At 63.6% G+C, this 26,204-nt stretch carries 27 protein-coding genes; 10 read left to right on the top strand and 17 right to left on the bottom strand.

What is annotated here, in order from left to right; all coding sequences use genetic code 11:
• Window positions 1-2 precede the first annotated feature (2 nt).
• From N2602_RS24835 to N2602_RS24755, 17 genes are all read right to left on the bottom strand, one after another.
• Window positions 3-1,208, bottom strand: a complete 1,206-nt coding sequence (locus tag N2602_RS24835) for a class I SAM-dependent methyltransferase (RefSeq protein ID WP_260379742.1) — start codon at window positions 1,206-1,208, stop codon at window positions 3-5.
• Between the two features lie 12 nt (window positions 1,209-1,220).
• A complete protein-coding gene (locus N2602_RS24830) occupies window positions 1,221-2,426 on the bottom strand; it encodes a class I SAM-dependent methyltransferase (protein WP_172783179.1) in 1,206 nt (401 codons plus the stop codon).
• Window positions 2,427-2,606: 180 nt separating this feature from the next.
• Complete coding sequence (locus N2602_RS24825; protein WP_260379741.1) at window positions 2,607-4,895, bottom strand: hypothetical protein; 2,289 nt, start codon at window positions 4,893-4,895, stop codon at window positions 2,607-2,609.
• A gap of 28 nt (window positions 4,896-4,923) precedes the next feature.
• Entirely contained in the window at window positions 4,924-5,904 is a 981-nt protein-coding gene (locus N2602_RS24820; RefSeq protein ID WP_260379740.1) for a lysylphosphatidylglycerol synthase transmembrane domain-containing protein, read from the bottom strand.
• A gap of 54 nt (window positions 5,905-5,958) precedes the next feature.
• Window positions 5,959-6,534 carry a WbuC family cupin fold metalloprotein gene (locus tag N2602_RS24815; protein ID WP_172783182.1) on the bottom strand — a complete coding sequence of 192 codons (576 nt, stop codon included), beginning with the start codon at window positions 6,532-6,534 and terminating at the stop codon, window positions 5,959-5,961.
• Entirely contained in the window at window positions 6,512-7,177 is a 666-nt protein-coding gene (locus N2602_RS24810; protein ID WP_260379739.1) for a class I SAM-dependent methyltransferase, read from the bottom strand. Before N2602_RS24810 ends, N2602_RS24815 begins: the two co-directional genes overlap by 23 nt.
• A gap of 25 nt (window positions 7,178-7,202) precedes the next feature.
• Window positions 7,203-7,595 carry an LIC12192 family sporadic carbohydrate cluster protein gene (locus N2602_RS24805; protein WP_172783184.1) on the bottom strand — a complete coding sequence of 131 codons (393 nt, stop codon included), beginning with the start codon at window positions 7,593-7,595 and terminating at the stop codon, window positions 7,203-7,205.
• The gene (locus tag N2602_RS24800) at window positions 7,588-8,394 is read right to left on the bottom strand and encodes a sporadic carbohydrate cluster 2OG-Fe(II) oxygenase (RefSeq protein WP_025037016.1); all 807 of its coding nucleotides are present in this window, start codon (window positions 8,392-8,394) and stop codon (window positions 7,588-7,590) included. Before N2602_RS24800 ends, N2602_RS24805 begins: the two co-directional genes overlap by 8 nt.
• The gene (locus N2602_RS24795) at window positions 8,391-9,509 is read right to left on the bottom strand and encodes a DegT/DnrJ/EryC1/StrS aminotransferase family protein (protein ID WP_260379738.1); all 1,119 of its coding nucleotides are present in this window, start codon (window positions 9,507-9,509) and stop codon (window positions 8,391-8,393) included. Before N2602_RS24795 ends, N2602_RS24800 begins: the two co-directional genes overlap by 4 nt.
• Window positions 9,499-10,605 (bottom strand): DegT/DnrJ/EryC1/StrS aminotransferase family protein, encoded by a 1,107-nt coding sequence (locus N2602_RS24790; RefSeq protein ID WP_260379737.1) that lies wholly within the window; start codon window positions 10,603-10,605, stop codon window positions 9,499-9,501. The genes N2602_RS24795 and N2602_RS24790 overlap by 11 nt, the downstream gene beginning before the upstream one ends.
• Before the next feature lie 8 nt (window positions 10,606-10,613).
• On the bottom strand, window positions 10,614-11,573 hold the full coding sequence (locus N2602_RS24785) for a transketolase family protein (RefSeq protein WP_260379736.1): 960 nt from the start codon (window positions 11,571-11,573) through the stop codon (window positions 10,614-10,616).
• 10 nt (window positions 11,574-11,583) lie between these two features.
• Window positions 11,584-12,432 carry a transketolase gene (locus N2602_RS24780; protein ID WP_172783188.1) on the bottom strand — a complete coding sequence of 283 codons (849 nt, stop codon included), beginning with the start codon at window positions 12,430-12,432 and terminating at the stop codon, window positions 11,584-11,586.
• A complete protein-coding gene (locus tag N2602_RS24775) occupies window positions 12,407-13,444 on the bottom strand; it encodes an aminoglycoside phosphotransferase family protein (protein ID WP_260379735.1) in 1,038 nt (345 codons plus the stop codon). Before N2602_RS24775 ends, N2602_RS24780 begins: the two co-directional genes overlap by 26 nt.
• Window positions 13,441-14,052, bottom strand: a complete 612-nt coding sequence (locus tag N2602_RS24770; protein ID WP_260379734.1) for a hypothetical protein — start codon at window positions 14,050-14,052, stop codon at window positions 13,441-13,443. The genes N2602_RS24775 and N2602_RS24770 overlap by 4 nt, the downstream gene beginning before the upstream one ends.
• 5 nt (window positions 14,053-14,057) lie before the next feature.
• Window positions 14,058-15,059 (bottom strand): NAD(P)-dependent oxidoreductase, encoded by a 1,002-nt coding sequence (locus tag N2602_RS24765; RefSeq protein WP_172783191.1) that lies wholly within the window; start codon window positions 15,057-15,059, stop codon window positions 14,058-14,060.
• Between the two features lie 29 nt (window positions 15,060-15,088).
• The gene (locus tag N2602_RS24760) at window positions 15,089-16,654 is read right to left on the bottom strand and encodes a PfkB family carbohydrate kinase (protein WP_172783192.1); all 1,566 of its coding nucleotides are present in this window, start codon (window positions 16,652-16,654) and stop codon (window positions 15,089-15,091) included.
• 87 nt (window positions 16,655-16,741) lie between these two features.
• Window positions 16,742-17,755 (bottom strand): SDR family oxidoreductase, encoded by a 1,014-nt coding sequence (locus tag N2602_RS24755; protein ID WP_260379733.1) that lies wholly within the window; start codon window positions 17,753-17,755, stop codon window positions 16,742-16,744.
• Between the two features lie 165 nt (window positions 17,756-17,920).
• Between N2602_RS24755 and N2602_RS24750 the strand changes: the two genes are divergently transcribed.
• The 10 genes from N2602_RS24750 (at window position 17,921) to rplL (ending at window position 25,779) form a co-directional block, all read left to right on the top strand.
• On the top strand, window positions 17,921-18,508 hold the full coding sequence (locus tag N2602_RS24750) for an SIS domain-containing protein (protein WP_246570705.1): 588 nt from the start codon (window positions 17,921-17,923) through the stop codon (window positions 18,506-18,508).
• A gap of 49 nt (window positions 18,509-18,557) precedes the next feature.
• Complete coding sequence (locus N2602_RS24745; RefSeq protein ID WP_257187441.1) at window positions 18,558-19,538, top strand: lysylphosphatidylglycerol synthase transmembrane domain-containing protein; 981 nt, start codon at window positions 18,558-18,560, stop codon at window positions 19,536-19,538.
• A 154-nt stretch (window positions 19,539-19,692) separates the two neighbouring features.
• Complete coding sequence (locus N2602_RS24740; RefSeq protein WP_260379732.1) at window positions 19,693-20,889, top strand: class I SAM-dependent methyltransferase; 1,197 nt, start codon at window positions 19,693-19,695, stop codon at window positions 20,887-20,889.
• A 307-nt stretch (window positions 20,890-21,196) separates the two neighbouring features.
• A complete protein-coding gene (gene secE, locus N2602_RS24735; RefSeq protein WP_026202711.1) occupies window positions 21,197-21,388 on the top strand; it encodes a preprotein translocase subunit SecE in 192 nt (63 codons plus the stop codon).
• Window positions 21,388-21,942, top strand: a complete 555-nt coding sequence (gene nusG / locus N2602_RS24730; RefSeq protein WP_018647229.1) for a transcription termination/antitermination protein NusG — start codon at window positions 21,388-21,390, stop codon at window positions 21,940-21,942. The genes secE and nusG overlap by 1 nt, the downstream gene beginning before the upstream one ends.
• Before the next feature lie 131 nt (window positions 21,943-22,073).
• Window positions 22,074-22,502, top strand: coding sequence for a 50S ribosomal protein L11 (rplK, locus tag N2602_RS24725; RefSeq protein WP_011088164.1), 429 nt, complete (start codon window positions 22,074-22,076; stop codon window positions 22,500-22,502).
• Between the two features lie 6 nt (window positions 22,503-22,508).
• Window positions 22,509-23,201, top strand: coding sequence for a 50S ribosomal protein L1 (gene rplA / locus N2602_RS24720; protein ID WP_025037003.1), 693 nt, complete (start codon window positions 22,509-22,511; stop codon window positions 23,199-23,201).
• A gap of 90 nt (window positions 23,202-23,291) precedes the next feature.
• Window positions 23,292-24,245, top strand: coding sequence for a 2-hydroxyacid dehydrogenase (locus tag N2602_RS24715; protein ID WP_260379731.1), 954 nt, complete (start codon window positions 23,292-23,294; stop codon window positions 24,243-24,245).
• Between the two features lie 583 nt (window positions 24,246-24,828).
• Complete coding sequence (gene rplJ, locus N2602_RS24710) at window positions 24,829-25,347, top strand: 50S ribosomal protein L10 (RefSeq protein WP_025037001.1); 519 nt, start codon at window positions 24,829-24,831, stop codon at window positions 25,345-25,347.
• Between the two features lie 54 nt (window positions 25,348-25,401).
• Window positions 25,402-25,779 carry a 50S ribosomal protein L7/L12 gene (gene rplL / locus N2602_RS24705; protein WP_024342440.1) on the top strand — a complete coding sequence of 126 codons (378 nt, stop codon included), beginning with the start codon at window positions 25,402-25,404 and terminating at the stop codon, window positions 25,777-25,779.
• The last annotated feature ends 425 nt before the right edge of the window (window positions 25,780-26,204 follow it).

Genomic DNA, 26,204 nt, shown 5'->3' with positions numbered 1-26,204 from the left:
GGCTATGATCCCTCGAAGCGCTTCCGCATGACGAGGAAGTGCGCCGGCTGTCCCCAGGTGTTGATGAACGCCGGATCAGTCTGGGTGAGGGCAGCGACCGCCGACGCATCCCGCCGCCCGATCGCGCTGAAGATGCGATGGAAGCTGTCGAGCGTGGCAACGATCGTTTCGATGTCCGAAGCATCGTCGGCGAGAATGTCCGTCGTCCGGATCGCCTCGCGTAAGGATGCAAGGTTCGCGACCGCGCGCGGCAGGCTCTCGCCGAAGGGGTCGTCGATCATCGCATCGACGTCGAGAACCAGCGTTTCGATCGATGCCGAAATCGCCGCCGCCGCATCGGCCTTGCCGACCAGGTAGAGCTTGCGTCCGCCGAGGAAGCTGAGACGGCTGCGGTCGAGATGGCGCGCCGCGCGCCGCAGCTTCTCGTCCGGGGAGAGAACCTTCTTGTGCCAGTAGACGTCCAGGCTGTCGCGATAGGCTGGCCACGCCGAATGGATGTCGAATCCCTGTGCATGCGCCGCCGTGCACAAGGCCGTTGCGTCGAGGAAGTACCGATGCCGGACGAACGGATTTTCGAGCACGTCCATCAGCCAGGATTCGAAGCTGCGGGTATGCGGAATGCTGTTCCACTTCGCCTCGAACAGCGACTTCGCCGTCTCCAGCGCCGGACGGCCCGTCAGAGCCTTGCCGGCCGCATGGATTGCCTTGAGCGCGAGCTCGAAGAAGCCGCCATAGCGCTCGTAATACGACACGATGGCGAAACCGTCCGGATTGAGCAGCCGGTGGAAGACGCCGAGCCAATTTTCAGTCGGCTGCACGGTGTAAATGAAACCTTCGGCATCGATGATGTCGTAGCGGCGCTCGCTGCGAAATCCTTCGACGTCGGCCAATGCGAGCTCGCGCAGACGCTCGGTCAGGCCAAAATGCGCGAAATAGGCCTCGATTTTCGGATGCGCATGCCGGTTCGGTTCGGCGAGCGTCATGTTCGCGCCCCAGCCGGCGAACACCAGCGCGTTCTCACCGGAATCAGGACCGAATTCGAGCACCTCCGCATCGCGGAACAGCCGCGGCGGCAGCACCAGCTTGTCTGAAAACAGCTCGCGCCGCTGGCTGGCATATGCGTCGAGTTCGGCGGCCGATTTGAAATTCCCGAACGTCGGTAGGACGTCCTGACGTTCGTAGTAATTGAAGAGCTTCTCGTCAGCCATCCCGCGGCGTCCCTAACCCAAGGCCGCCTCGAGCCGGTCGAGCTCGCTCCAGATGTCGGAGGGCGCGAAGATCGAGACGATGTGTAGCGGCCGCTTCGCGTTCTCGCGCAGCCGGCTGCTGACCTTGGCTTCGTTCTCCTGGTTCACGGCGAGGAGGCAGACGAGCGGATCCGACTTGCCGGCGAGCTCGTCCGGTGAACGGATCGGTATGCCCGTGCCGGGTAGGAACAGCCCCTGGCGCTCCTTCTGGTCGTCGACCGAGAGATCGACGAGATCCGCCAGTTCATGCGCGTTGGTGAAGGTGCAGGCGCGGCAGCCCGCGCCGTAGATGGCGATCTCGGCGCCGCTCGCGCGGGCCTTGGCGAGGATCGGCCGCAGGCGCGCGCCGTATTCCCTTGCGCGCCGACCGAATTTCTCGCCGACGCCAGCGGGCGCAGGCGGCGGCGTCACGTCACGCGTCGCACGACGGGCGGCGATCGCGAGGCTGCCGCCGCTGAAATTGTACTTCTTCACGGAGACCGCCTCGAAGCCGTGGCGAGCCAGCAGCGCCAGCAGGGTCGGCTCGGTGAAGTAGCTGACGTGCTCCTCCCACAGGACCGAGAGGTCGCCCGCCGTCGAACCGGGATCAAAGTCGGGCACGTCGATGAACAGCAGCCCTTCGTCGCTGAGCGCGATCTTCACGCAAGCGAAGAAGTTCTCGAAATCGACGATGTGCTCGAGCACCTGGCGTGAGACGACGAGGTCGAACTTGCCGGACTGAGCCACCGCGTCGTGGGCCATCTCCGGACTGAGCATGTCGGCATAGACCTTGATGCCGCGCTCGCGGGCGATCTTGCCTGAGACCGGATTCGGTTCGACACCGACCATGACCTTGGTGCCGCGCTCGCGAAGCTTGTCCATGAACAGGCCGTCGTTGCAGCCGATCTCGAACACGGATTGATGCTTCGAAAACTTCGCGATGGTGTCGAGCTCGTCGACCTGGTGCGGCTCCGGCTTCCAACTGCTGAAATTGTAGTTGAACTGCCGGTATAGGATGTCTGGATCGATCGGCTTGACGATCTGCGGCAGGCCGCATTCGCCGCACGCCAGCACCTCGAACGGATAGCGTTCCTCCTGCTCGTTTCGGCTATGCCGAAGCCGATGCGCAATCGGCATCAAACCGAGGTCGATGACCGGTCGCAGGTCGGTCGAATGGCAGAGGCGGCAATGGTCGGTCACGGCTCTAGCTCTTTGCAGGAAAGCAAGGGAACATCGGCGCCCTGAAACGGTACGCGGCGCAGTTGAAGCCTATATAGTGCAACGGGCCGTGCTACAATTCTTAAGTTGCCGATGCTGGCGCCGATTCGTGGTCCTCGGACATGGCGCTTCTGGGGAGAGGGCCGGCGGCCGTGGCGAGGCTCAGAAGCATTGGGATAGCTGGCCGAGGACATCGAGATCTCCACGTCTGCTATTCGGTGGTAGACGGTGCTTGACCACCTCGAATGGTTCGACGCCGTATGCCTCCCGGTAGATCTCTTTCGATCTTGTCCTGAGCGCTGAGATCGCGGTCGCGTCTTCCGGACTTAATGATTGATCACCTTGCGTCCACGTCAATAACCAATACTCCGGGGTCTCGCGACGAACAGCAAAACGTCGCACGAGTTCGTCCTTTTGAAACAGGTCGGAGAAACCGTTGACCCAAAAGTCGCAATTGTTCTTCTGGACGTAGAATAGTTTTACGCCTAGTGATCGAAGCGCGGCTTCCGCCGTTTCGGCGCTTCCGAGTGCGATCTTCGCGAAATCGCGTGCGACGTCGCTCTCGTAGGTATGAATGATCTTGCCGCGCGTGAGCAGCGACGAGAAATAGCAGGGCACCATGGCGCGATAACCGTTGAGCGCGAGGATGCGATCCGAGCCCGTCGATTGCTCCAGCTCGTCACACCGCTTCCAGTCCTGGGTGACCCGAGGCATATGAGTGAGAGGAGTTCCCCCCACGAAGGTGATGGCCTCATCAACTTTGAAGCTCTTCCAGGGATGCGCTGCCGTCATCCAGGTGCCGGCGAGCAAGATGGCAGCGAGAGCGGCATGGGGAGCGAGGCGGTCGCTGAACCAAGCCGGCTTGAAGCGTCGCGCGACAGCCAATCCCCAGTAGGCCATGCCGACGGTCGCAAGCGGGAAAAGCGCGTTCACGTGGACCGACAATCTCATGAGGCTCGGAATATTCAGCGCCATGTCCAGCAGCCGGACGCTGGCGACATAGGCCACCACGACAAAAAGTCCCGCGGGATTGGGCAGCGGCGCGAGCTTTTGGGATTCCGGGCGATCGGAACGAAGCTTTGAGTCCACGAAAGCGACGGCATAGGTCGCCAGCGCGAGGAGCAGCGCGACCGCGAGAACGGACCTGGCCTCCCTGAGGAAGGCGACGAAGCCCGATTTGCTCAGAAAGTCGGTGACCTCCAGCGACTGTGACACCACGAAATAATCCAGAAGATCGAGGCTGCCGAACTTCGAAAAGCGTTCGAGTGAAACGACGTGCCGGAACAGAGAGTATGGATTCGTCGCGGGGATTCCGAGGTAGAGGTAATTGATCGAGAGACTAAGGATGCAGCCCGCGATCGCCCCCGCGCCCAGCAGGACGCTGGTGATGAAGCCGGATCGGTCGCGCTGAACCGCCTTGGCAAACGCGCCCAACGACGAAATCACGAAGACCAGCGCTGCGTACGGTGGATAGGATGCCGCGACGGCGATGGCGCAAATCCCTGCGGCGAACTTGTCGCGTTTTTGGGACGTTCGCGCAACGACAAGCAGGAAATAGACAAAGAACGCCGCCGTCTGAAGGTGGTACTTGCCGAATTCCATGATGTAGAGGCCGGGCGAGACGCGCGGCATCGTTCGCGGCCACGCAAGTCCGAGGATCGCCAGCGCAAGTGCAATCGGGATCGCCGCATCCTCCCAACGGCGTCCGAGCGCCTGCCACGGCAGAACGATGCGGGCGAGCTCAAAAATGACTGCACCGATTGCGACGAAATAGAGGAAGGAAACAATCTGCGCGACGTGGGGAGGCAAGAACGTCGCAAACATCAAATGCAGGCCGTTGCCGTGGCCGATCTCGAAGTCGGAGAAGATGGGATTGTCAGCTGCAAGCCAGATGCTGTGATTTCTCGCGACCTCTGCAAGATAGGGCGCATAGAGCTGCTGAACGTCGGTCGAAATGACGTCGGGTATGACGGCTCTGTCGATGAACACCGTTACGAGGAGCCAAAGACCCAGTAGCGAAGTTGCCATCAGCGGCAAGGTCAGCGCGAATTTTTGCGGCTTCCTGCAGCTGCGGCTATCCCACAGCAGCACGAGGGTCGCAAATCCGAGGACGATTTGGGGGTACAGGACGGAGAGAGCGCCGAAGCCAAATCCCGTCAAGATGAGCGCGGCCGCGCCGACGAAGAACTCGTCGACGCGTTGAGTGGGTTCGTGCCTGATGAGCGAGAACGTCAGGCGACCGGTCGCCATGACGAGCCAGCCGAGATACGGCGTCAGCGCAATCCAGGCGAGGACGTAAAATCGCGTCGTCCAGCCGCCATCGAAGAGCAGGGTGCGGTAGGTGCCCGTTCGGTTGACGAACCAGATGGACAGTGCAGCAGGCACGAGAATGAGGATACGCAACGACCACGTTTCGACGATGGTGCGCAGGCGCAGCTCGGCGGCTACCACCGCTTGATCTTGTCTGGGGTCGCCCATGCTAGACCGGCGCTGCATCGGCTCGTTCGGTGACGGTCCGCGCCTGGTCGGGGCTGAAGCTGGCGCGCTCCGGCGCGATCAGCCATACCAGCCCGCCGAACAACCCGACGATCAGGGCGCCAAGTCCCAGCAAGACCGATATCGCGAGTGCCTTGTCAGATGCGATTCCGGCAAGACCGAGCGCAGCGACCATAGCGCCTTCGCGCACGCCCCATCCCCCGATCGAGATGGGAATCGCAGAGGACAGGATGACGAGCGGGACCAGGACGAAGGCGTCGAGTGCGGAGAGCGGCGCCTGCAGTCCGATCGCGAGGACATAGCAGGTCGCGACGGTGATGAGATGGACGGCGATGGCAGATCCGATCAGCATCGCTCGCCCCTCGGTCGCCAGCAACGGAGCTCTGATCAGCATCGCGAACTGCACGACCCTGGCCGGCACGGCCACGACCACGCGCGGCGGCCACCGGTCCAGCGTGACCAGGGCGATTGCGCCGAGGCATGCGACCGCCAGAATGATCGCGATCGCGAACAGGAGCGAATTGTCGGGGACGCGCGCCAGCAGGAACGGCAATCCCGCCAGGAGGATGAAACCAAGACCCAACAGGCCGAGAAAGCGGTCAGCCACGATGCTGCCGATCGTTTGCGACCATTGCACGCCCTGCCGCCGGAGCATCCAGATCCGAACCGCGTCACCGCCCGCGGGTAATACTTGATTGAAAAAATTGCTGACGATGAGAATGCGCCAGCCGGGCAGCCAATCGAGCGGTACGTTCATGGCACGGAGGATCAGCATCCAGCGGTGGCAGAGGACGAAGGTCTGGGCGAACAGCAGCAGCACCGCAAGCGCAAGCACGTTGAGATCGACGGCGAGAAGATCGGCTTTCAGGGTCGACGGATCCTGACCGCGCAACAGCAACACCAGGATCCCGATCGACACCGCGAACTTGACCAGGGTAACCAGTGCTTTTGCAGGCAACTTCATCGTCTGGTGTCGTCCTCGATCATTCACGGTGCGATCGTCGAAAGCGGTCGAAATCTATGGTCTCGCCAGATGCTCCGCAGCGAGCGCGCCAGTCCGTGTGACGTAGTCCTGGACCTCGGCGGCGTCGCCGCCATCCGGGGCCCAGTCGGGAAATGCCGTGCGTGAAGGATCGAAAGGGCCGGCGGTGGTTTCGTGAAACACCAGCCATTCCGAGGTGATCAGGATCGAGTGGAAGACCTTTTCGGGCATGCGGTAGTAGCAGCGTTTGCCCTGACCGTAGGGCGCCATCTCGAGCACTTCGCGAATGCGGCCGTCATCCTCGAAGATCACGACCTGCGCGGTGCCCTCGATGACGTGGAACGATTCAGGCTTGCCAAGGTGCTTGTGCGGCCGCACATACGCCTCGCGATGGTGCACGATCAGCATCTCGTGCAGGCCCGAGGCGGGATCGGGATGCGTGCACAGCCGGCTGCGCAGGCGCGGGTTGCCGGCGGCGATGCGCTTCAGCTCCGCGATCGTGGCATCGTCCGCGGTGACGATGGCGTCGTTGGAATAGTACACTTCCGGATTCTGTGCGCGCAATGAGGTCGGCCGGCGCCGGCCTGTTTCATTCGAAGAAGATGAACCCATGGTCGCCCCGGTACCCGCATTTGTCGTAGATCCAGGCCCATGTTTGCGGGCCGTGAAAGCTCAGGCAGGTGAGCTGCCAGTAAAGCAGATTCGCCTTCTCCCGCTCGTTGCGGAAGGATTCGACCATCAGATATTTCGAGGTGCCGCGTCCGACGCGCTCGATCTCAGGTACGGCGCGGAACACGTCCTCGAGCGGAAGATTGTGCAACACGCCAAGCGAGACGACGAGATCGAAGCTGTGGTCGGGGTAGGGGAGCGCGACGGCGCTGCCGACGTTCAAATGCGGCCGCACCTCCTCCTTGGCGTTGGCGATGCCGTACTCGGAGATGTCGATGCCGGCGATCCTGAGGTCGGGGACGAGCTGGGCGAACTCGTAGAGCAGGTAGCCCTTGCCGCAGCCGACGTCGAGCACGCTCATGCCCGGCTTGATGCCGTAGCGCTCGATCAGGGTCTGGGCCAGCGGGCGCCACCGTCCGTCATAGCGATAGCCGCCGTAGCCGTAGCGCCGCTCGCCGTCCCAATAGTCGCGTCCCCATTGCCGGGCGACGGTGGCGGATTCCGCCTTGTCGTGCTCGACCACGCGCTGGACGTAGTCCCGCCTCATCGATGCGTGCATCGGCTGGAGCAGGTTGATCTCGGTCATGGGGGCCAACCAGTCCGCGGCATCGTCACAGGATGGTTGCGAACTTGTTGACGAGCAGGATGTCCTCGACGGCCTGGATGTCTTTCTGCGACGCCAGCGTGATCTCCTCGACCGCCGCGTGAAGGTCGCAGCCCTCGCGCAGCACGCGGTCGTAGATCTGCCGCCGCCGAGCCTCGTCGGGCGGCAGCATGAAGATGCTGTAGAGAATTAGTCCACGCAGCTGCGGCAGCTCGTCCAGGATATCTTCCAGCACCATGTAGCTGCCGGGCATGGTGTGCTCGGCGGCGCTGAGGAGATATTGCAGGTTCTTCCGCCGCGCATAGTCGCGGATCACGATGTTCTGGACGTGCTGGGGGGTGCGGCTGCCGTTCAGCGGCCTGGCGCCGATGTAGCCGCGGTGGCCGGCTCGCTCAGCCATGGAAGCCTCCTGGCAACTTGTACTGCATGCCGACCCGGGTTGCCGGGCGCAGCAGGATCGGCTCGAAGAACTCGCCGAAGCGCTTGTCCGCATAGGGCGACATGATGCTCTTGAAGCGGCAGTTCATGCTCCAGCGCGTGCCGGCTTCCTCGTTGACGCGATTGCCGTGCATCAGGGTCTGGTTGAACAGCATCACGTGACCGTAGGGGATCTCGATGAAGGTCGCGTGCGGCTTGATGGTCTTGTACAGCTCTTCGGCGCTGCGCAAGGCCGCCATGCGGTCCTGCATCTCGCCGTTCAGGGACGGCGGCAGCAGGTACATCGACTTGGTGCGATGGACGTCGACCAGCGGCACCCACACCACGACCTCGAACGGCGAGTCGCCCGACCAGACGTCGGAATGGGTCGCGAGCAGCGAGGAGCTGTCGCCGGGAAGCTGGATGCTGAGATTGACGCGGCGCTGCATGCAGAGCTCGTTGCCGACGATGGTCTCGATCGTCGAGCGCGCCAGGCGGAAATAGGTCGGGCGGAACCAGGGCTCGGCGTTGAGGCCGTTGAAGACGTGCAGCCGCAATCCGTTGAGATCATCCACGCTCACCCGCGTGTGGATCGTGTCCAGCATCGCGTAGGGATCGTTGCTGTGCGGCAGCTTCAGGTAGTCGGCCGCGAGCTCGGCGGCGCGGCGCTGGATCCGGTCGAGCCCGGCGCGATCGTCGGCCGGCGTGGTGACGAAGCCATCGTCGATGAAGCGTTGCGCCAGCGCCTGCTCGTCGGCGTGCAGGAAGTCCGTGTCCGTCATGCAAAATACTCCCGGGCGGTCGCGCAAATATAGCTGATGTCGGCGGCCGACAGGAACTGGTTGATGGGAAGCGTGAGGATCTGGTCCGCCTGCCGTTCCGTCACCGGGAACGCGCCGCGGCCATGGCCCAGATGCGCCGCTGCCGGCTGCAGGTGGATCGGGACCGGATAGTGAATCGCAGTCTCGATGCCCTTGTCGGCAAGATATTTCTGGAAGTCGTTGCGCCGCTCGGTCTGCACCACGAAGGTATGGAAGGTGTTGAACTCGATGTTCCGGCAGGGCGGAATGAACAGGGGCAGCCCCGCGAGCTCGGCGCGGTATTGCGCGGCGTTGCGCCGCCGGCGTTCGATCACCGAGGGCAGATGACGCAGGCGAATGCGCAGCACCTCGGCCTGCAGCGTGTCGAGCCGCGACACGATCCCCCATTCCTGGACGTCGCTGCGGTTGATCAGGCCGTGATTGCGCAGCCGGCGGATTCTTGCGGCAAGCTCCGCATCGGCGGTGACGAGGAAGCCGGCATCGCCGGCGGCATTGAGATTCTTCAAGGGGTGGGCGGAGAAGCAGCCGAACGTGCCGAGGGTGCCGCTCATGCGCCCGTCATAGTTCGAGCCGACCGCTTGGGCGCTGTCCTCGATCACGGCGAGCGCGTGCTTGGCCGCTATTGCCATCAGCGGAGCCATGTCGGCCATGCGTCCGGTCAGATGCACCGGCATGATCGCCTTGGTGCGCGGTGTGACGGCGGCCTCGACCGCGGCCGGATCGATGTTCTGGTCGGGCAGCACGTCGGCAAACACCGGCGTGGCGCCGACGGCGATGATCGCGGCGGTCGATGCCACGAACGAGTTCGGCGGCGTGATGACTTCGTCGCCGGGGCCGATGTCGAGCGCCCGCATGGCGAGGATCAGCGCGTCGGTGCCCGAATTCAGCGTCACGACATGCGGCGAGCCGAGATAGGCGGACAATTCCTCCTCGAGCTTTCCAACCGCGGCGCCGCCGATGAAGTCGCCGCGGGAAAACACGCCCTCGACCGCCTGCATGATCTCGGCGCGCTCTTCCTCGAACTGCGCGGGAAGATTGACGTAACCGATGCGCCGGCGGCCGGTGTCAGCGTCCATGGCAGAACTTCCTGACGGTCTCGATGACGCGGTCCTGCTGGGCGCGCGTCAGGTGCTGGTCGACCGGGAAGCTGATGACTTCCTTGGCGTGGCGGTCGGTGACCGGGAACGTGCCCGGCGCGTAGCCTAGATGTTTCAGGCCTTCCTGCTGATACAGCGGGATCGGATAGTGGATCTTGGCCTCGATGCCGTTATCCAGACAGTACTTGTAGAGCTCGTCGCGGCGTTCGGCGAACACCATGTAGAGATGGTAGACGTGCTTCACGTTGGGACGGCGCGGCGGGATGCGCAGGCCGGGCAGGCCGGCGAGACCCGCATCGTAATAGGCCGCATTCTCGATTCTGCGGCGCGTGATCTCGCTGGTCTGGCCGATCAGCCAGTTGCCGACCACGGCCTGCAAGGAATCGAGCCGCGAGTTGCAGCCGAGGACCGCGATCTCGTCGCGGTTCTTCATGCCGTGGTTGCGGATCAGGCGCAGCTTCTCGTTCATGCCGTCGTCATTGGTGACGACGACGCCGGCATCGCCCCAGACGTTGAGGTTCTTGAGCGGATGCAGCGAGAAGCCGGCCGCGATGCCGTGGGTGCCGGAGCGTTTCCCCGCAAACTCCGACAGGATGCCCTGGCAGGCGTCCTCGACCACCGGCAGGTTGTGACGCTGCGCGATCGGCATCAGCTTGCCCATGTCGGTGACCTCGCCGGTCAACTGGACCGGTATGATCGCCTTGGTCTTGCCAGTGATCGCAGCCTCGACCTGGTCCACGTTCATGCAGAAGGAATCGTCGCAATCGACCAGGACGGGCGTCGCGCCGGTTTCCGCGATCGCGCCAACGGTGGCGATGAAGGTGTTGGCGGCGGTGATGACCTCGTCGCCATGACCGATGCCGAGCGCCTTGAGCGGCAGCTTGAGCGCGTCGGTGCCCGATCCGACGCCGATGGCGTGACGGACGCCGATCAGCTCAGCGAAGCGCTTCTCGAATTCGGCGACGGGCTTGCCAAGGGTGAAGTCACCGGTCGCAACCAGCCGGCCGATCTCGGCGAGGATCGGTGCGGGATCGGCGAATTGCTCGAGCAGATAGGAATATCGAACGTCGTACATGTGACCCGTCAGGTGGAATGAAGTTGAGGAGCGGAAGTGTGCGACGCCGCGAGCGCATGCTCGATCGAGGTCGCGATGGCGCTGGCGGAGAGCCCGTGCTTCTTCAGCAGCGAGTCCTGCGAACCGTAATTGTGCATGAAGCGGTCCGGCAGCGACAGCCGCAGGATCGCAGGGAAACCGGAGCCGAGCTTGTCGATCAGCGCCTCCGCGACCGCGCTGCCGAGGCCGCCGGAGGGCACGTGCTCCTCCAGCGTGACCAAGAGCTTGGTGCCGCGGATCGCCTGCAGCAGCGCTGCGGTGTCGAGCGGTTTCACGGTATGCACGTGCAGGATGCCGGCGCGAATGCCTTGCGCGGCGAGCAGGTCGGCCGCAGCGAGGGCGCGCTGGAGCATGATGCCGGTGGTCACCATGAGGACGTCGCCCTGCGGGCGCATCAGGATGGCCTTGCCGATCTCAAAACCGTGCTCGGCCTTGGAGACGATGGCATCGCCGCCCTTACCGAGCCGGATGTAGATCGGACCCTTCCAATCCAGCGTCTGCTCCATCATGCGCGCGGCTTCATCGGCATCGCACGGGCAGATCACCGTCATGTTCGGCAGCGCCCGCATGATGGCGATGTCCTCGATCGCCTGGTGGGTGGGACCGAGCGGCGCGTAGACGAGGCCGCCGCCATTAGCGATCAGCCGCACCGGCAGATTGTGCAGGCAGAGATCGACAGCCACCTGCTCGTAGCAGCGGCGGGTGAGGAAGGTCGCGATGGTGTTGACGTAGGGCACGAAGCCCTCCATCGCGAGACCTGCCGACATGCCGATGATATGCGCTTCCGAAATGCCCTCGATCAGATGGCGCTTGGGAAACTCCTTGCTCATCGCGCGCAGCGTGCCGGCACCGGGATCGGAGCCGATGTAGAGCACACGCTCGTCGCGCGCGGCGAGCTTGTGGACCATGTTCATCGCGGTGTTGCGCATGGGGAGCCGATCAAAAATCGCCGACGGCGACGCGAATGGCGTCGAGCTCGCTGTCGGTCAGCTTGTTCTTGTGATGCCAATCGGCATTGGATTCCGCAGCCGGAAGACCCTTGCCCTTGACGGTATGGCAGATGATGGCGCTAGGCTTGCCGGCCACGGCCGGGACCTGCTTCAGCACCGTGCGCAGCGCGCCGACGTCGTGGCCGTTGACCTCCTGCACCGCGAAGCCGAAGCTGCGCCATTTGTCCGCGAGCGGCTCCAGCGGCAGCACGTAGTCGGTGGGGCCGTAGCTCTGCAGCTTGTTGTAGTCGATCAGCGCGACCAGATTGTCCAGGCCGTGCTTGGCCGCGCCCATCGCAGCTTCCCACACCGATCCCTCGTTGATCTCGCCGTCGCCGAGCAGCACGAAGGTCCGGTAGCTGCGCTCGCGCATGCGGGCGGCAAGCGCAAGGCCGACGCCGATCGACAGACCGTGTCCGAGTGCGCCGGTCGAGGCCTCGACGCCGGGCACCATGCCGTATTCGGGATGCCCGCCCAAAATGCTGTCGGAGCCGCAAAAGCCCTCCAGCTCCGCCAGCGGGAAGAAGCCGCGGTCGGCCAATAGCGCGTAGAGCGCCAGACAACCATGTCCCTTGCTGAGGATGGCGCGGTCGCGATCGGGATCGCCCGGGTTCTGCGGGTCGATCCGCAGCACATCGTCGTAAAGCACGCGGACCATCTCGATCAGCGACAGGGCAGGCCCGACATGGCCGCGTCCCGCGGAACGGACCGAACCGAGGACCAGGCGGCGCAAATACAGGCTGCGCTCGTCCAGCGTGCAGGTGAGAGCAGCTTCAGCGTGGGGTGAGATCTGGATCACGTTGGCAAATCGTTTGATGGAGCCGGCGGGCTTTGTCGAGCTGGCCGGCAAGGCGGACCGTCAGATCACCACCTTGCGCAGCCAGGGCGCGCCGGGAGCGGCTTTCCGGCAAATAGGCATTCAGGACAATTAGGCACCAAATCGCCCCGAACACAGGATACAGTACGTCAAGACGGATCGCAAACGCGTCATCCCCAGCCGCGAAGGCCTGGGAGAGCCGCTCGATCAATCGGTTCGCGTCGGCGTCGGGCAGACCGCTGCCGGGGTGAATAGCGGTGTCGGACACGAGCTTGACCGGGTCGTCCCAGCCGAAATACTCAAAGTCGATGAAGTGCAATTTGCCGTCGTCGGCGCGCAGCGCGTTGTGCAGTCCGAAATCCGACGGGCTCAATGCGCGATGGGCGGGCGCAAGGTCCGCGGCGGGATCGAGGCTCAGTTCCGCATAGCGCCTACGGAGTTGCCGGATTGCGACGGCAGTGGTGGGAACGAGGCTGCCGTCCATGAACGCACGCAGGTCCGGATCATCATCCGAGGCCCGCCGCAGGCCGTCGAGGCGTTGCTCGTACTGGGCGATGGCCGCCTCGGGCGAAAAGATGCTGGCCGATGCGTTCCGCAAAGTCTGCGCGCCTTCAGCGTCGCGCAGTCTTTGCAGCGTGATCAGGAAATCGGCCAGCTGGTCGGCGTCGTCGTGCCGGGGATGCAGGACCGCGGCGTCACCGTCGAACCATTGATACAGCGCGCAGAACGCCGCCGGATCCTTCGCGACCGGCCGCGGCGTCGACGTGATGCCGTGGCGCGAGAGAAACGTGAGCGCGTCATATTCCTGTCCCAGGCGATCACGTCCGTCGGACGGGTAGTGCTTGAGGGCGAGGGGCGGACCCTTCGCCATCTCCAGCCGGAACACCCGGTTGTTGCCGCCGGACCGCGCCGGTTGCGCGGCCGCGACCTGCGCCCCGGCGAGACGACTGCCGATCGAGACCGCATCCTGTACGCTGATGTCCGGCTCGCTCATGCCGTGAACACTCCACGGTGGATATCGGCCCAGGTCGCGAGCGGCTCGCAATGCGCGGGATGCGGCGGCCGCGCCTGCGTGAACAGGATCGATCGCGTCGCCTTCGGAAAATGCGGCTGCGCGAAAACGTCGACGAGATCGTCAATGAAGATGTCGAGCTGCAGGCTTGCGAGCCGCTCGACCTTGGCCGCGAGCGTGTCCTCGAAATAGACATTGCCCGCCGAGATCGCCGCGTCGGCGATGTCGATGAGGCCCGCGCTCTTCAGCCAGTCGCGCGCAGCCTCGCGCAAGTCGACCCGATCGGGATCCTGATGGCCGAACTGCGTCTTGTGGCTGACGATATAGACGCTCGCGCCGGCCTTGCGGCACGCGACAAGGAACTCGCGCACTCCAGGGTAGATCTCGGCGCCGCCGATGCCCTTGCCGTAGACGAAGCCTTGCAGCCCCTGCCAGGCAAGCTCGCCGCCGGCGCGGGAGCGCAGATAGTCCCGCACGTCGGTCTTCAGCCCGTCCCAGCCCTCCGGCACCAGCCCGCGCTGGCGCGCGGCCGCGGCAAAGACCTTGTCGTAGCAGATGATCGTGTTGTCGAAATCGATGCCGATCCGCACGCCGCTCACTTCAGGCTGATGTTCTGCATCATCTTGATGTTGAAATACCTGGGATCGTTGAGCGAGTTCGGCAGGCGGCCCGCCTTGAAGGCATCGACGAGGCCGGACACGGCCTGCTCGATCGTATGCGTCGGCGCAAACCCGAGCTCGCGGCGGATCTTCTCCGACGACACGTGGTAGGAGCGCAGATCGTCGGTCGGCTCGACGGCCACGTCGACATTGTTTCCGACCACCGATTTGACGATGTCGGCGATCTTCATCAGCGAGTGGTTTTCGTAGCCGATGTTGTAGGTCTTGCCGTCGATCTTCGCATCGTCCTGCTGCAGCAGGAACAGATAGGCCGCCGACATGTCCTGGATGTGCAAATTGGGCCGCTTCTGCGTTCCGCCGAACACGCGGATGCGGCCGGTGTTGACGGCGAGATTGGTCAGGATGTTTACGACGACGTCGAGCCGCTGCCGCGGAGCGTAGCCGCAGACGGTGGCCGGACGAACCGTGCAGGTGACGAAGCCCGACGCGGCCTCGTCGGCAAGATCGGTCTCGCACATCGCCTTGAACTTGGAGTAGTCGGTGAGCGGCTCGCAGGACAGCTCCTCTGTCACCTCGGCCTCGTCCTTGATGCCGTAGACGCTCGATGAGGAAGCATAGATGAAGCGCTTGATGCCTGCCTTCTTCGCGGCGCGCACCATCGGACGGAAGCAGTCGTAGTTGATGGACTTGCCGAGCCCCGGGTCCAGCTCGAACGAGGGATCGTTGGAGATGCAGGCGAGGTGAATCACCGCGTTGTTGCCGCGCAGGGCCTCGTTGATCGCGGCCTCATCGCGGATGTCGCCCTTGATGAGGCGCAGGTTCGGATTGTCGCGAACGGCGTTGAAGACGTCCTCGCCATACATGAACAAGTCGAGCACGGTGACCTTGTGACCCGCTGCAAGCAGCTGGGGGACCAGCACGCTGCCGACATAGCCGGCGCCACCGGTGACCATCACATTCCATTTTTGACCAATCACTGTCGCTCTCCGGGATTTTTCTTTTTGCGCTATTTCAACAACGCGGTGACGAACTTGACCAGCGGCGCCTTTTCGACCGAGTTGCGGTGACCGACGATGCCGACCTTGATCGCGCCCGCCGCGTTGCCGATGAAGGCGACGTCCTCGATATTGCCGCCGGCCGCGACCAGCGGCGCCGTGATCGTCAGGAAGGCGTCGCCCGCGCCGACGGTGTCGACGACGGTCTTGGTGAAGGCGGGGACGCGCGCAACGCCGGTCTTCGACGAGAAGGGGTAGCAGCCGAAGGAGCCGTGCGTGATGATCATGTTGTCGCAATCGATCTTGCGATGCAGGCCGCCCTCGATCACCGATGCGATGTCGTTGAACTTGTCTGTGGCGGCGAGGCGCGCTTCCGGTGCGTCGATGCAGACGTAGTCGGCCCGCGGATACTTCGTGATCAGGTTGTAGCCGTGATTGCCGCTGTTGCTCTGGGCGTTGACCGCCAGGAACTTGGAATTCGCGATCAGGGTGTCGATCGTGCTGGATGCGATCATGCCGTGACCGAAATCGGTGACGATGACGACGTCCGCCCCGCGGACGCGCTCGGCGGTGACGCGGTCGATCTCCGTGCGCGCGGCTTCGTCGAGCGGCGTGTCGTCCATCGTGTAGACTTCGAACAGCTTGTGCAGATAGCCCATCTCGACGTACCGCAGCTTGCGGGTGGTCGGACGGCCCTGAACGCGGATCGGCGTGAGCTTTACGTTCGGGCGGACATGCGCCCGAATGAACTCTTCGGGGTAGTCGTTGCCGCCCAGCGTCGTGACGATCTCGACCGACTTGCAGAAGCTCGCGACGTGATTGGCGGCGGCAATGACGCCACCGGCAAACTGCTCGCCATTCTTGAGCAGGGTCGCGACGATGTTCTCCTTGGAGGCCTTCCCGAGCGCCGTGACGTACTGGTATTCGTCGATGATGGTGTCGCCGACCAGCACGACGTGCATGTCCTGGATCTTGTCGATCAGCTTCAGCAGGCGTTCGGCGCCGCCGCCATCGCGCACCTTCTGGAGGTAGTCGCGCAAGGGGGGATCGTAGATGTCGAAATAGCGGTTCAGCAGCGACGAGGAGCTGAACGTCACGTCGCGCGTGAAAACGATTCGTCCGCCATGACGCTCGACGGCCTCGCGCTCCACCGCGATCTTGCCGGTCACGTCATCCTCGGGATTCTCGTAGTCCGAGCCCTTCACGTAGATGTCGGGGCGCACGGTATCGAGGACCGGCTCGGCGCTGGAGGTCTGATTGATGCCGACCCAGTCGACCGTGCCGAGCGCGGCCAGCATCTCGGCGCGCATGTTCTCCGGGAAGATCGGCCGTCCCGGGCCCTTGTTGACGTAACGGTCGGCGGTGATGGTCACCACGACCACGTCGGCCTCGTTGCGGGCTGCCAGGATGTGCCGGACGTGGCCGAGATGCACCAGATCGAACACGCCGTGGCAGAGCGCGACGGTCAGGCCCTTTGCCTGTGCGGTGCGCGCAATCTCGCCGAGCTCCTCGATCGTCTTGATCTTCTCGTGCGGTGCCGGATGGCCGGCCGGCCTGTCTGTCGCAGCATTACCCATGTGAATGACCCAAGGCGCCGGTCGGTCTCAGTTGGCCGACCCGGAAATGATTGGCTGGCGGCAAAATATGCGGGTGAACGAATCTGCTCAACGGCCTGCCTTCTGCGGGGGGACCTCGTCACCGAGATATTTGAACCAGTCCTTGGTGGCGTCGGCGATCTTGTCCACCGTCCAGAGCGGAGCGTCCTTGTACTGGTCCATCGATTTCAACATCGTCGCGACGCCGTCCTCGAACTTCACCTTTGGCGCCCATTTCAGGACGCGCTTGATCTTAGTGATGTCGGCGTAGGTGCAGTCGGGCTCGCCGGGACGCTTGGGAATGTGGATCTTGTCGCCGCCGAGGAGCTCGACCAGGCGGTTCACGCTGTAGGTGTTGTCCGAGCCGACATTGAAGATCTCGTGCGAGACGTCGGATCGGGCGGCGGTCACGAAGGCATCGGCGACGTCGCTGACGAAGGTGAAGTCGCGCGTCTGCTCGCCGTCGCCGACCACCGTGAAGGGCTTGCCCGCGAGCTTCTGTGCCATGAACACGCCGAACACGGCACCGTAGGTGCCGGTGGTGCGATGGCGCGGTCCGAACACGTTGAACAGGCGTAGCGCCACGGCGGGCAGCTTGTAGACCTGGCACCAGTGCATGACGCATTGCTCGCCGAGATTCTTGGTGAGCGCATAGGGATACATCGGCCGGATCTCGGCACTCTCCGGCGTGGGATAAACATCCGGAATGCCGTAGCAGGAGGAGGAAGCCGCATAGATGAAGCGGCGGGCGCCGGCGTGCCGCGCCGCCTCGAGAACGTTCACCGTGCCATCGACATTGGCGCGGTGATAGGGGATCGGCGACTCGATCGAGGGAACGATGTCCGCCAGCGCGGCGAGATGGAAGACCCAATCCACCCCGTGGAAATACGGCTTGATCGCGTCGAGATCGGTGACGTCTGCCCGCACGACCTTCAACTGGCTCGAACCGGCGCGCGCGGCGAGGTTTTCGGCGCGTCCGATCACGAAATTATCGAGCGCGGTGACCTCGTGGCCGTCATCGAGCAGGCGATCGACGAGGTGACTTCCAATGAAACCGGCGCCGCCAGTAACGATGCATTTCATGGGGAACATCCGTGACGCGAATGCCCAGCGAAACAGGCCCGCCAATGTTGAGTGAAACCCGAAAGCCGACTATCAGCCGCTCGCAAACTTTGCAAGTATTATACCTTTGCAATCCTTGGTAATAGCCGGTATCACCCCGTGATGTTGCAATCGAGCCGCCAGCCCATGCCTGCCGAATCCGTCGATCCCGAGCATAAAGCCTTCCTCGACGATTACGTGGGGCGCCTGCATCGCGCGACGGCGGTCGACGACGGTATTTTTGCAAGGATCTCCGCGACACGCGCGTCCTGGTTGCGCACGCGCGAGCAGGGCGGCCGCGTCATCTTCGTCGGCAACGGCGGATCGGCCGGGATCGCCTCGCATCTGGCGATCGATCTGGCGAAGAATGCGTCGGTGCCTGCACTGTGCTTCAGCGATGCGAGCATGATGTCGTGCCTTGCCAACGATTACGGGTTCGAGGACTGGATCGCCCACGCCGTGCGGCTGAATGCGCGCGCCGGCGATTGCCTCGTCGCGATCAGTTCGTCGGGACGTTCGAAGAACATCCTCAACGCGGTTGCGCAGGCGCGCAAGATGAAGCTCGACGTGATCACGTTGTCGGGCATGCACACGGACAATCCGCTGCGCAATCTCGGCGACGTCAATTTCTGGGTCGACAGCCGCAGCTACAACATTGTCGAGACCACGCACCAGTTCTGGATGATGGCCGCAATCGACCTCGTCATCGGTCGTGCGGAATATCCGGCGTCCTGAGGCGGGCATCTTGATGCGGACGCGATTCAAGCATGCGGCCCTGTTTTCGGTGAAGCTGCTGCTGTCGATCGCCGTGCTGGTCTACATCGCGCGTGGTCTCGACCTGCGCCAGTTGCGCAATCATCTCGTCTCGGTCGATCCGGTCCTGTTCGTCGTCGCGCTTGCGCTGATCTTCTTTCAGACCTTCCTGCTCAACGGCCGGTGGGAGCTGATCATGCGCGCGCTCGGCGTGTCGCTGGATTGGCTCGCGGGCTGGCGGATTCTCATGATCAGCCTCTGGTTCAATCAGGTGTTGCCGTCGTCGGTCGGCGGGGATGCGGTGCGGATGTGGCTGCTGCGCCAACGCGACGTGCAGTGGCCCGAGGCGGTCAAGGGCGTTGCAGCTGACCGCTTCACGGCGTTGATCGGGCTGATCGTGCTGATGGTGGCCGGATTGCCGTTTCTGCTGTCACGCGTATCGAATCAGGCCGCGATCCTGGCCATCGGCGGACTGACGGTGGCGGGCGTCGCCGGCACGGTGGTCCTGTTGACGCTCGACCGTCTGCCGAAGCGCTTCATCGCGCTGCCCGCGATCGCGAGCTTCGTTCGGTTCGGAACGCTGGTCAGGTTCTTGCTCCTGCAGTCCGATCATCGCGCGCTGCTGTTCGGATCGGCGCTCCTCATCCACCTCGTCACCGCCGCGGCCTGTTACGCCCTGGCGCGCGGTGTCGGAGCGCAGCTCTCTGTCCTCGACGCCGGCATCCTGATTCCGCCGGTGGTGCTGCTCACGGCCGTCCCCATCTCGATCAGCGGCTGGGGCGTTCGCGAGGGAGCGATGGTCGCCTGCCTTGGTCTGGCGGGTGTGCCGTCCGAGGAGGCGCTGTCGATATCGCTCCTGCTGGGCGCCATCAGCGTGATCATCGGGCTGGCCGGTGGCGCAATCTGGTTGGCAAGTCGGGAGCGCGGCTCGTATGCGGCCGACAAGGCGGCCAAGGCGGCAGAGGACGCACCCAGTTACGGGCTGGGCAATGAGGCCTCGAGCCACCCATGACCCGCTTCAGCCCGTTGCCGAACTGGTCTTCACAGGGTGGGATGATCTCACTCGCGCGCGTATCTCATTTTTCGGTTGCACGATGAAAAACCTGTTCTACGTCCGCAATACCTGCCGCCTCTGTCATTCGGACAACCAAGAGCTGGTCGTCCCGATGGCAGGCATGCCCATCGGCACGCCGAACTTCCAGGTGCCGAATGCCAGCGTCGACGATCCCGTCTTCCGGGCTGCGGTGCCGATGTCGCTGCATCTGTGCCGGGATTGCGGCCACCTCCAGATTCTCCATGTCGGCAATCCGGAGATCCAGTACCGAAACTACGTCTATACCACCTCGCTCTCGCTCGGCCTGCGCGAGCATTTCGCAGGCTATGCCAACGACGTCGTCAGCCGTTTCGGCATCGCGCCGGGTTCGCTGGTGGTCGAGCTCGGCAGCAATGACGGATCGCTGCTCGGATTCTTCAGGGAGCGCGGCATGCGGGTGCTGGGCGTCGATCCCGCCGTCGACATCGCGCGGCGCGCCACGGAGGCGGGCATCGAGACCATCGGCGATTTCTTCACCGATGCCATCGGTCGCCGCATCCTGCAGAGCCATGGCGCGGCGAGCGTCGTGATCGCCAACAACATGATCGCCAATGTCGACAATCTGGATCCGCTGGTGATCGGGGTTCGTGACGTGCTCGCGCCGGACGGATTGTTCGTCTTCGAAACGCAATACGGCGTCGACGTCACCGAGAAGAACCTGCTCGATACCGTTTATCACGAGCATCTGTCCTATTTTAACATCAAGCCGCTGATCCGTTTCTTCGCCCGGCTGGGCATGGAGCTGATCGACGTCCAGCACATCTGGACCAAGGGCGGCTCGATCCGCGTCACCGTGCAGCGCGCCGGCGGCGCCAAGAAGCCGTCGGCCGAGGTCGCGCGTTTCGTTGCGGAGGAAGAACGGCTCGGTGTCGATCAGCCGGCCTATTATGCGCCGTATGTGAAGAGGATCGCCGCCATCCGCGACGAACTGGTCGCGATGGCCGATGCCGCCCATGCGCGCGGTCAGCTGGTCGCCGGCTATGGCGTGTCGGTGGGAACCACGACGCTGCTGCCGCAGTTCGGCCTGGAGAACAAGATCGACTTCCTGGTGGACGACGACCCCAACAAGGGGAAGGTGATGGCCGGACCCGGCTACGACATCCCGATCCTGCCGCCTGCCGCCCTTTACGAGCGGAAGCCGGCGTTCGTGGTGGTCTTCGCCTGGCGCTATGTCGACCCGATCCGGGCCAAGCACGCCCGCTATTTCGCCGATGGCGGGAAGTTCGTGGTGCCGCTGCCGGGGATTTCCATGGTCGACCGGGCCGACTGACGGGCCGGGCTTCGGATAGCCTCCCTTGGGCGCCTTGCGGGCGGACGACAAGTCCTTGATCCACATGGCTTCTGCATGGCCGTCCGGGGGAGGGCGGCCTGCCCGGGCGAACTCTCTCTACCTTGACCTTTGGCCCCATCCGCAGTAGATACCCCGCACTCGCAGCCGGCCCGTTAGACGCGGATTTCCGGCGCGGCCTTGAAATCCCCGAACAATCGAGCCCGGTTTCCGGCTCATCCTTCGAGACAGAGGGCTGGGCCAACGGCGGCTGTTCGGATCCCTGAAATCCTTATTGGCGTCTCAAGCGATGGCAGTCAGCCCGTTCAAGTTCTTGCAGGAAGTGCGCTCGGAGACCGCCAAGGTCACCTGGCCGACCCGCCGTGAGACCACGATCACCACCATCATGGTGTTCGTGATGGTCGCCGTGGCCTCGATCTTCTTCTTCGCCGCCGACCAGATCATCCGTGTTCTCATCACCTACCTTCTGGGCATTCACTGATGGCAACAGCAACCGCTCAAGTGTCCGACAAGCGCTGGTACATCGTCCACGCCTATTCGAACTTCGAGAAGAAGGTCGCCGAATCGATCCGCGAGCAGGCCAAGCAGCGCGGGCTCGAGGAGCTGTTCGAACTGGTGCTGGTTCCGACCGAGAAGGTCACGGAAGTGCGCCGCGGCCGCAAGATCGACGCCGAGCGCAAGTTCTTCCCCGGCTACGTGCTGGTGAAGATGAAGCTGACCGACGAGGCATTCCATCTGATCAAGAACACGCCGAAGGTCACGGGCTTCCTCGGCGCCGAGAACAAGCCCATGCCGATCTCGGAAGCCGAGGCCATGCGCATCCTGCACCAGGTGCAGGAGGGCGTGGAGCGGCCGAAGGCGTCGGTGTCGTTCGAGATCGGCGAGAACGTGCGCGTGGCCGACGGCCCGTTCGCCTCGTTCTCGGGTGTGGTCGAGGAAATCGACGAGGCGCGTTCGCGCGTGAAGGTCGCGGTGTCGATCTTTGGCCGCGCCACGCCGGTCGAGCTGGAATTCGGTCAGGTCGAGAAGGTCTGATCGGGTAACGGGCGAGGCTTCGGTCTCGCGCACCAAGAGGCCGTGGGAGGACGAGGGCGGTTGCCAGCCGCCCGTTGATCCCGACCACGAACCTGAAACCGCCGGCTCTGCCGGCACAACAGGAGTGATACATGGCAAAGAAAGTGACCGGATACCTGAAGCTTCAGGTCCCGGCCGGTGCGGCGAATCCCTCGCCCCCGATCGGTCCCGCGCTTGGTCAGCGCGGTCTCAACATCATGGAGTTCTGCAAGGCGTTCAACGCCCAGACCCAGAAGGAAGAGAAGAACACCCCGATCCCGGTGATCATCACCATCTATGCGGACCGTTCCTTCACCTTCGAGATGAAGACGCCGCCGATGTCCTACTTCCTCAAGCAGGCTGCCAAGATCCAGTCCGGCTCGAAGGCGCCGGGCCGTGACAAGGCCGGCAAGGTGACCAAGGCGCAGGTGCGCGAGATCGCCGAGAAGAAGATGAAGGACTTGAATTGCGACACCATCGAATCGGCCATGAAGATGGTCGAGGGCTCGGCCCGTTCGATGGGTCTGGAAGTTGCGGGGTAAGCGGCAATGGCAATCGGAAAGCGTTTGAACAAAGCCCGCGAAGGCATCGACCGCGAAAAGCTTTACCCGCTCGCGGACGCCATCAAGATGGTCAAGGAGCGCGCGAAAGCGAAGTTCGACGAGACCATCGAGGTCGCGATCAATCTCGGCGTCGATCCGCGTCACGCCGACCAGATGGTCCGCGGTGTCGTGACCCTGCCGAACGGCACCGGCCGGACGCTGCGCGTCGGCGTGTTCGCCCGCGGCGCCAAGGCCGATGAGGCCAAGGCCGCAGGTGCCGACGTCGTCGGCGCCGAGGACCTGGTCGAGAAGGTGCAGAACGGCACGATCGATTTCGACCGCTGCATCGCCACTCCCGACATGATGCCGCTGGTCGGCCGCCTCGGTAAGGTGCTGGGCCCGCGCGGCCTGATGCCGAACCCGAAGATCGGCACCGTGACCATGGACGTCACCGGTGCGGTGAAGGGCGCCAAGGGCGGCTCGGTCGAGTTCCGCGTCGAGAAGGCCGGCATCCTGCAGGCCGGCGTCGGCAAGGCCTCGTTCTCCGAGGAGAAGCTGGTCGAGAACATCAAGGCTCTGGCCGATGCTGTTTCGAAGGCGAAGCCGGCCGGTTCCAAGGGCACCTACATCCAGCGCGTTGCGGTGTCCTCGACGATGGGCCCCGGCGTGAAGGTCGAGCCGGGCACCATTCTCGGCTGAGGTTTGGAAATTGCATGAGGCGAGGGGCGGAATCGGGTGACCGATTCCGCCCCTCGTCGTTTGTGGCGCCGCTGACCGGAAACAACAACAATGACTGACAACGTCCTGATCTACTCGCGCTTTCCCAAGTCGATGATGGCGCGTTTCGCCGAGCGGTTCGAGCTGCTCGACACCGGCGGCAAGCCGGCGCGCGAGGTGTTTCCGGTCGAGGAGCTCAACGGCATCCGCGCGCTGCTCACCGCGGGCGGCTCGCCGTTCGGTGCGGAGGCGATGGACCTGTTTCCGAAGCTCGGCGCCATCGTCTGCTACGGCACCGGCTATGACGGCGTCGACCTGAAGGCAGCGGCCAGCCGCAACATCGCAGTCGGCCACAGCCCGGGCGCCAATGCGGCTTCCGTCGCCGACATCGCGATGACCTTGATGCTGGCGACGACGCGGCGGATTTTGGTGGCCGACCAATATGTCCGCAGCGGCGATTGGGCGGCCTCGAAACAATCGCCGATGATGCGGCCCCAGGCCGGCATGCCCGGGCGCCGCATCGGCGTCTACGGCATGGGCGAGATCGGCCGCAAGATCGCGGCGCGCTGCGCCGCCTTCGAGAGCGAGGTCGGCTATTTCAGCCGCACCAAATACGATCTGCCTTATCAATATTTCCCAACGCTGGAGGCGCTGGCCGACTGGTGCAGCGTCCTGATGATCGCGGTGCGGGCAGGGGCCGAGACCCAACATGTCGTCAACGCCGATATCCTCAAGCGCCTCGGCGCGGACGGCTATGTCGTCAACATCTCCCGCGGCTCGGTCATCGACGAGAAGGCCCTGGTCGCGGCGCTCACCGATAAGACCATCGCGGGGGCCGGCCTCGACGTCTTCGAGGAGGAACCGCACGCGCCGGACGCGCTGACGGCCCTTCCCAACGTCGTGCTCGCCCCGCATATCGGCGGCCACACCCTGGATTCGCACGTCGCCATGCAGAACTGCGTGCTGGCTAACCTGACGGCGTTCTTCGAGGGCAAGCCGCTGCCTTATAGGGTCAAATCGGCCTGAATCGGTCCTTGTTGGGCCATCTCAAACCCAACCGGCAATCGATTGGAACTGGTGTGAATTTTGCTCTTGGCAAGCAGGCTCCGAGCGGTTAAAGAACCGCCTCCGGACGTGCCGGCCTCGGCAGGCGCGTTCGTGCACGCATTCCGAAAACCCGACACGACAGGAGATCATTCCTTTTCAGGACGTCCGCAAGGATTTGCCCGAAAAGGAAGGAAAACCCGTCAGTTGGCAGGGATGCGGGCAGAGGTCGGGCGGTTCGCCGGCTGGCCTCGTCCTGTCCAAGACTGCAGGCGCCCGCGAAGAATTTCGATTCCTCAACGGCTTAATCGCATGGCCTGCATAGACGGGTGAAGACCGGATTTCACTTCGCATCCAGCTTTAAGGGCTGACTTTGCGAAACGGGTCTGGTTCGGACCTCGACACGCCGTGGGCCCTTGGGCTCCCGGAGGGCAGGCTTTGAATTGTCGTCTTGCCCGGCGTGTCCGATGGGTTTTTGACCCGGAGGTTCAGGTTTGGGCGGGACGATGGGTGCAACCCGGCGGTCCCGCTTCTCGCGATGACCGCCAACCGGAGAGAGCTTGCTGTGGAACGAGCGGCAAAAAAAGAAGCGGTCGAACAGCTCAATGAGGTCTTCAAGACCACGAGCGTCGCGGTCGTTGCTCAATATTCCGGCCTCACCGTCGCCCAGATGCAGAAGCTGCGCCAGCAGATGAAGCAGGCGGGCGCTGCGGTGAAGGTCTCGAAGAACCGTCTCGCCAAAATTGCTCTTGAAGGCACTGACGTCGTTGCCATCGGCCCCATGCTGAAGGGGCCGACCGTGATCGCGACTTCCAACGATCCGGTAGCGGCGCCGAAGGTCGCCATTGAATTCGCCAAGGCGAACGAGAAGTTCGTCATCGTCGGCGGATCGATGGGCAAGACCGTCCTGAATGTCGACGGCGTGAAGGCGCTTGCCTCGCTGCCGTCGCTTGACGAACTGCGCGGCAAGATCGTCGGCCTCATCGTGGCCCCGGCGACCAAGCTGGCCCAGCTCGCCAACGCGCCCGCGGGAAAGCTCGCGCGCGTCATCCAGGCTCATGCCTCAAAGGGCGAAGCGGCCTGACGCCCTTCGCAAAACTCAAACCCGAACCAGACTTACACTCAAGGAAACTGAACAATGGCTGACCTGCAGAAGATCGTTGACGACCTCTCGAGCCTGACCGTGCTCGAAGCTGCCGAACTCGCGAAGCTCCTCGAAGAGAAGTGGGGCGTTTCGGCTGCCGCGGCTGTCGCCGTGGCCGGCCCGGCTGCTGGTGGCGCTGCCGCCGCTCCGGCGGAAGAGAAGACCGAGTTCACGGTCGTTCTGGCCTCCGCCGGCGACAAGAAGATCGAGGTCATCAAGGAAGTCCGCGCCATCACCGGTCTCGGCCTGAAGGAAGCAAAGGACCTCGTCGAGGGTGCTCCGAAGCCGCTGAAGGAAGGCGTGAACAAGGAAGAAGCCGACAAGATCAAGGCCCAGCTCGAGAAGGCTGGCGCCAAGGTCGAGCTCAAGTAAGCACTGCTTACTGGCGGGGGGATCCCGGGCGGGCAACGGCGCTGCCCGGGATCCTGGTCCCCTTCGCGAGGGTGGACCGGATGCAAAAGGCGTGCGACGGAACGATCCGACGCGGGCCGAACACGAAAAAGTGTGGGGATTTGAGGGTTTGACCCTCGAATCTGCACTATTGTCGCCCCATATCGGGTCGGCAGCACGAAAGCGCGGTGGGCAGGGATGCCGGATTTCCCTGTAAGCCGTTGGGAGAGCAGGCTATTTCGGGCTTTTGCAGTCCGTGAAGATGATCGTTGTGACGGGCGGGCGCGCATCTGCGCCCCGCGCGTCGTTTTGCGTTTTGAAGGTCTGAAGAGCAGATTCAGGACATCGGCGCCTGAAACTGCGTCTCCGGCCCCCCAAGACGGGTTCGAAAATTCAACCCGGAAAGC

The sequence above is a fragment of the Bradyrhizobium sp. NC92 genome, from assembly GCF_025200865.1.
In the GTDB taxonomy this organism is placed as follows: Bacteria; Pseudomonadota; Alphaproteobacteria; order Rhizobiales; family Xanthobacteraceae; genus Bradyrhizobium.
The sequence above is the reverse complement of the archived record's forward strand: the minus strand, read 5'-3'. Positions and strand labels throughout refer to the sequence as shown.

Bases quoted from the DNA above. Each gene is read 5' to 3' on its own strand.
- N2602_RS24835 (WP_260379742.1), bottom strand. From the start codon at position 1,208: ATGGCTGACGAGAAGCTCTTCAATTACTACGAACGTCAGGACGTCCTA.
- N2602_RS24820 (WP_260379740.1), bottom strand. From the start codon at position 5,904: ATGAAGTTGCCTGCAAAAGCACTGGTTACCCTGGTCAAGTTCGCGGTG.
- N2602_RS24815 (WP_172783182.1), bottom strand. From the start codon at position 6,534: ATGGGTTCATCTTCTTCGAATGAAACAGGCCGGCGCCGGCCGACCTCA.
- N2602_RS24810 (WP_260379739.1), bottom strand. From the start codon at position 7,177: ATGACCGAGATCAACCTGCTCCAGCCGATGCACGCATCGATGAGGCGG.
- N2602_RS24805 (WP_172783184.1), bottom strand. From the start codon at position 7,595: ATGGCTGAGCGAGCCGGCCACCGCGGCTACATCGGCGCCAGGCCGCTG.
- N2602_RS24800 (WP_025037016.1), bottom strand. From the start codon at position 8,394: ATGACGGACACGGACTTCCTGCACGCCGACGAGCAGGCGCTGGCGCAA.
- N2602_RS24795 (WP_260379738.1), bottom strand. From the start codon at position 9,509: ATGGACGCTGACACCGGCCGCCGGCGCATCGGTTACGTCAATCTTCCC.
- N2602_RS24790 (WP_260379737.1), bottom strand. From the start codon at position 10,605: ATGTACGACGTTCGATATTCCTATCTGCTCGAGCAATTCGCCGATCCC.
- N2602_RS24785 (WP_260379736.1), bottom strand. From the start codon at position 11,573: ATGCGCAACACCGCGATGAACATGGTCCACAAGCTCGCCGCGCGCGAC.
- N2602_RS24775 (WP_260379735.1), bottom strand. From the start codon at position 13,444: ATGAGCGAGCCGGACATCAGCGTACAGGATGCGGTCTCGATCGGCAGT.
- N2602_RS24760 (WP_172783192.1), bottom strand. From the start codon at position 16,654: ATGGGTAATGCTGCGACAGACAGGCCGGCCGGCCATCCGGCACCGCAC.
- N2602_RS24755 (WP_260379733.1), bottom strand. From the start codon at position 17,755: ATGAAATGCATCGTTACTGGCGGCGCCGGTTTCATTGGAAGTCACCTC.
- N2602_RS24750 (WP_246570705.1), top strand. From the start codon at position 17,921: ATGCCTGCCGAATCCGTCGATCCCGAGCATAAAGCCTTCCTCGACGAT.
- N2602_RS24740 (WP_260379732.1), top strand. From the start codon at position 19,693: ATGGCAGGCATGCCCATCGGCACGCCGAACTTCCAGGTGCCGAATGCC.
- secE (WP_026202711.1), top strand. From the start codon at position 21,197: ATGGCAGTCAGCCCGTTCAAGTTCTTGCAGGAAGTGCGCTCGGAGACC.
- nusG (WP_018647229.1), top strand. From the start codon at position 21,388: ATGGCAACAGCAACCGCTCAAGTGTCCGACAAGCGCTGGTACATCGTC.
- rplK (WP_011088164.1), top strand. From the start codon at position 22,074: ATGGCAAAGAAAGTGACCGGATACCTGAAGCTTCAGGTCCCGGCCGGT.
- rplA (WP_025037003.1), top strand. From the start codon at position 22,509: ATGGCAATCGGAAAGCGTTTGAACAAAGCCCGCGAAGGCATCGACCGC.
- N2602_RS24715 (WP_260379731.1), top strand. From the start codon at position 23,292: ATGACTGACAACGTCCTGATCTACTCGCGCTTTCCCAAGTCGATGATG.
- rplL (WP_024342440.1), top strand. From the start codon at position 25,402: ATGGCTGACCTGCAGAAGATCGTTGACGACCTCTCGAGCCTGACCGTG.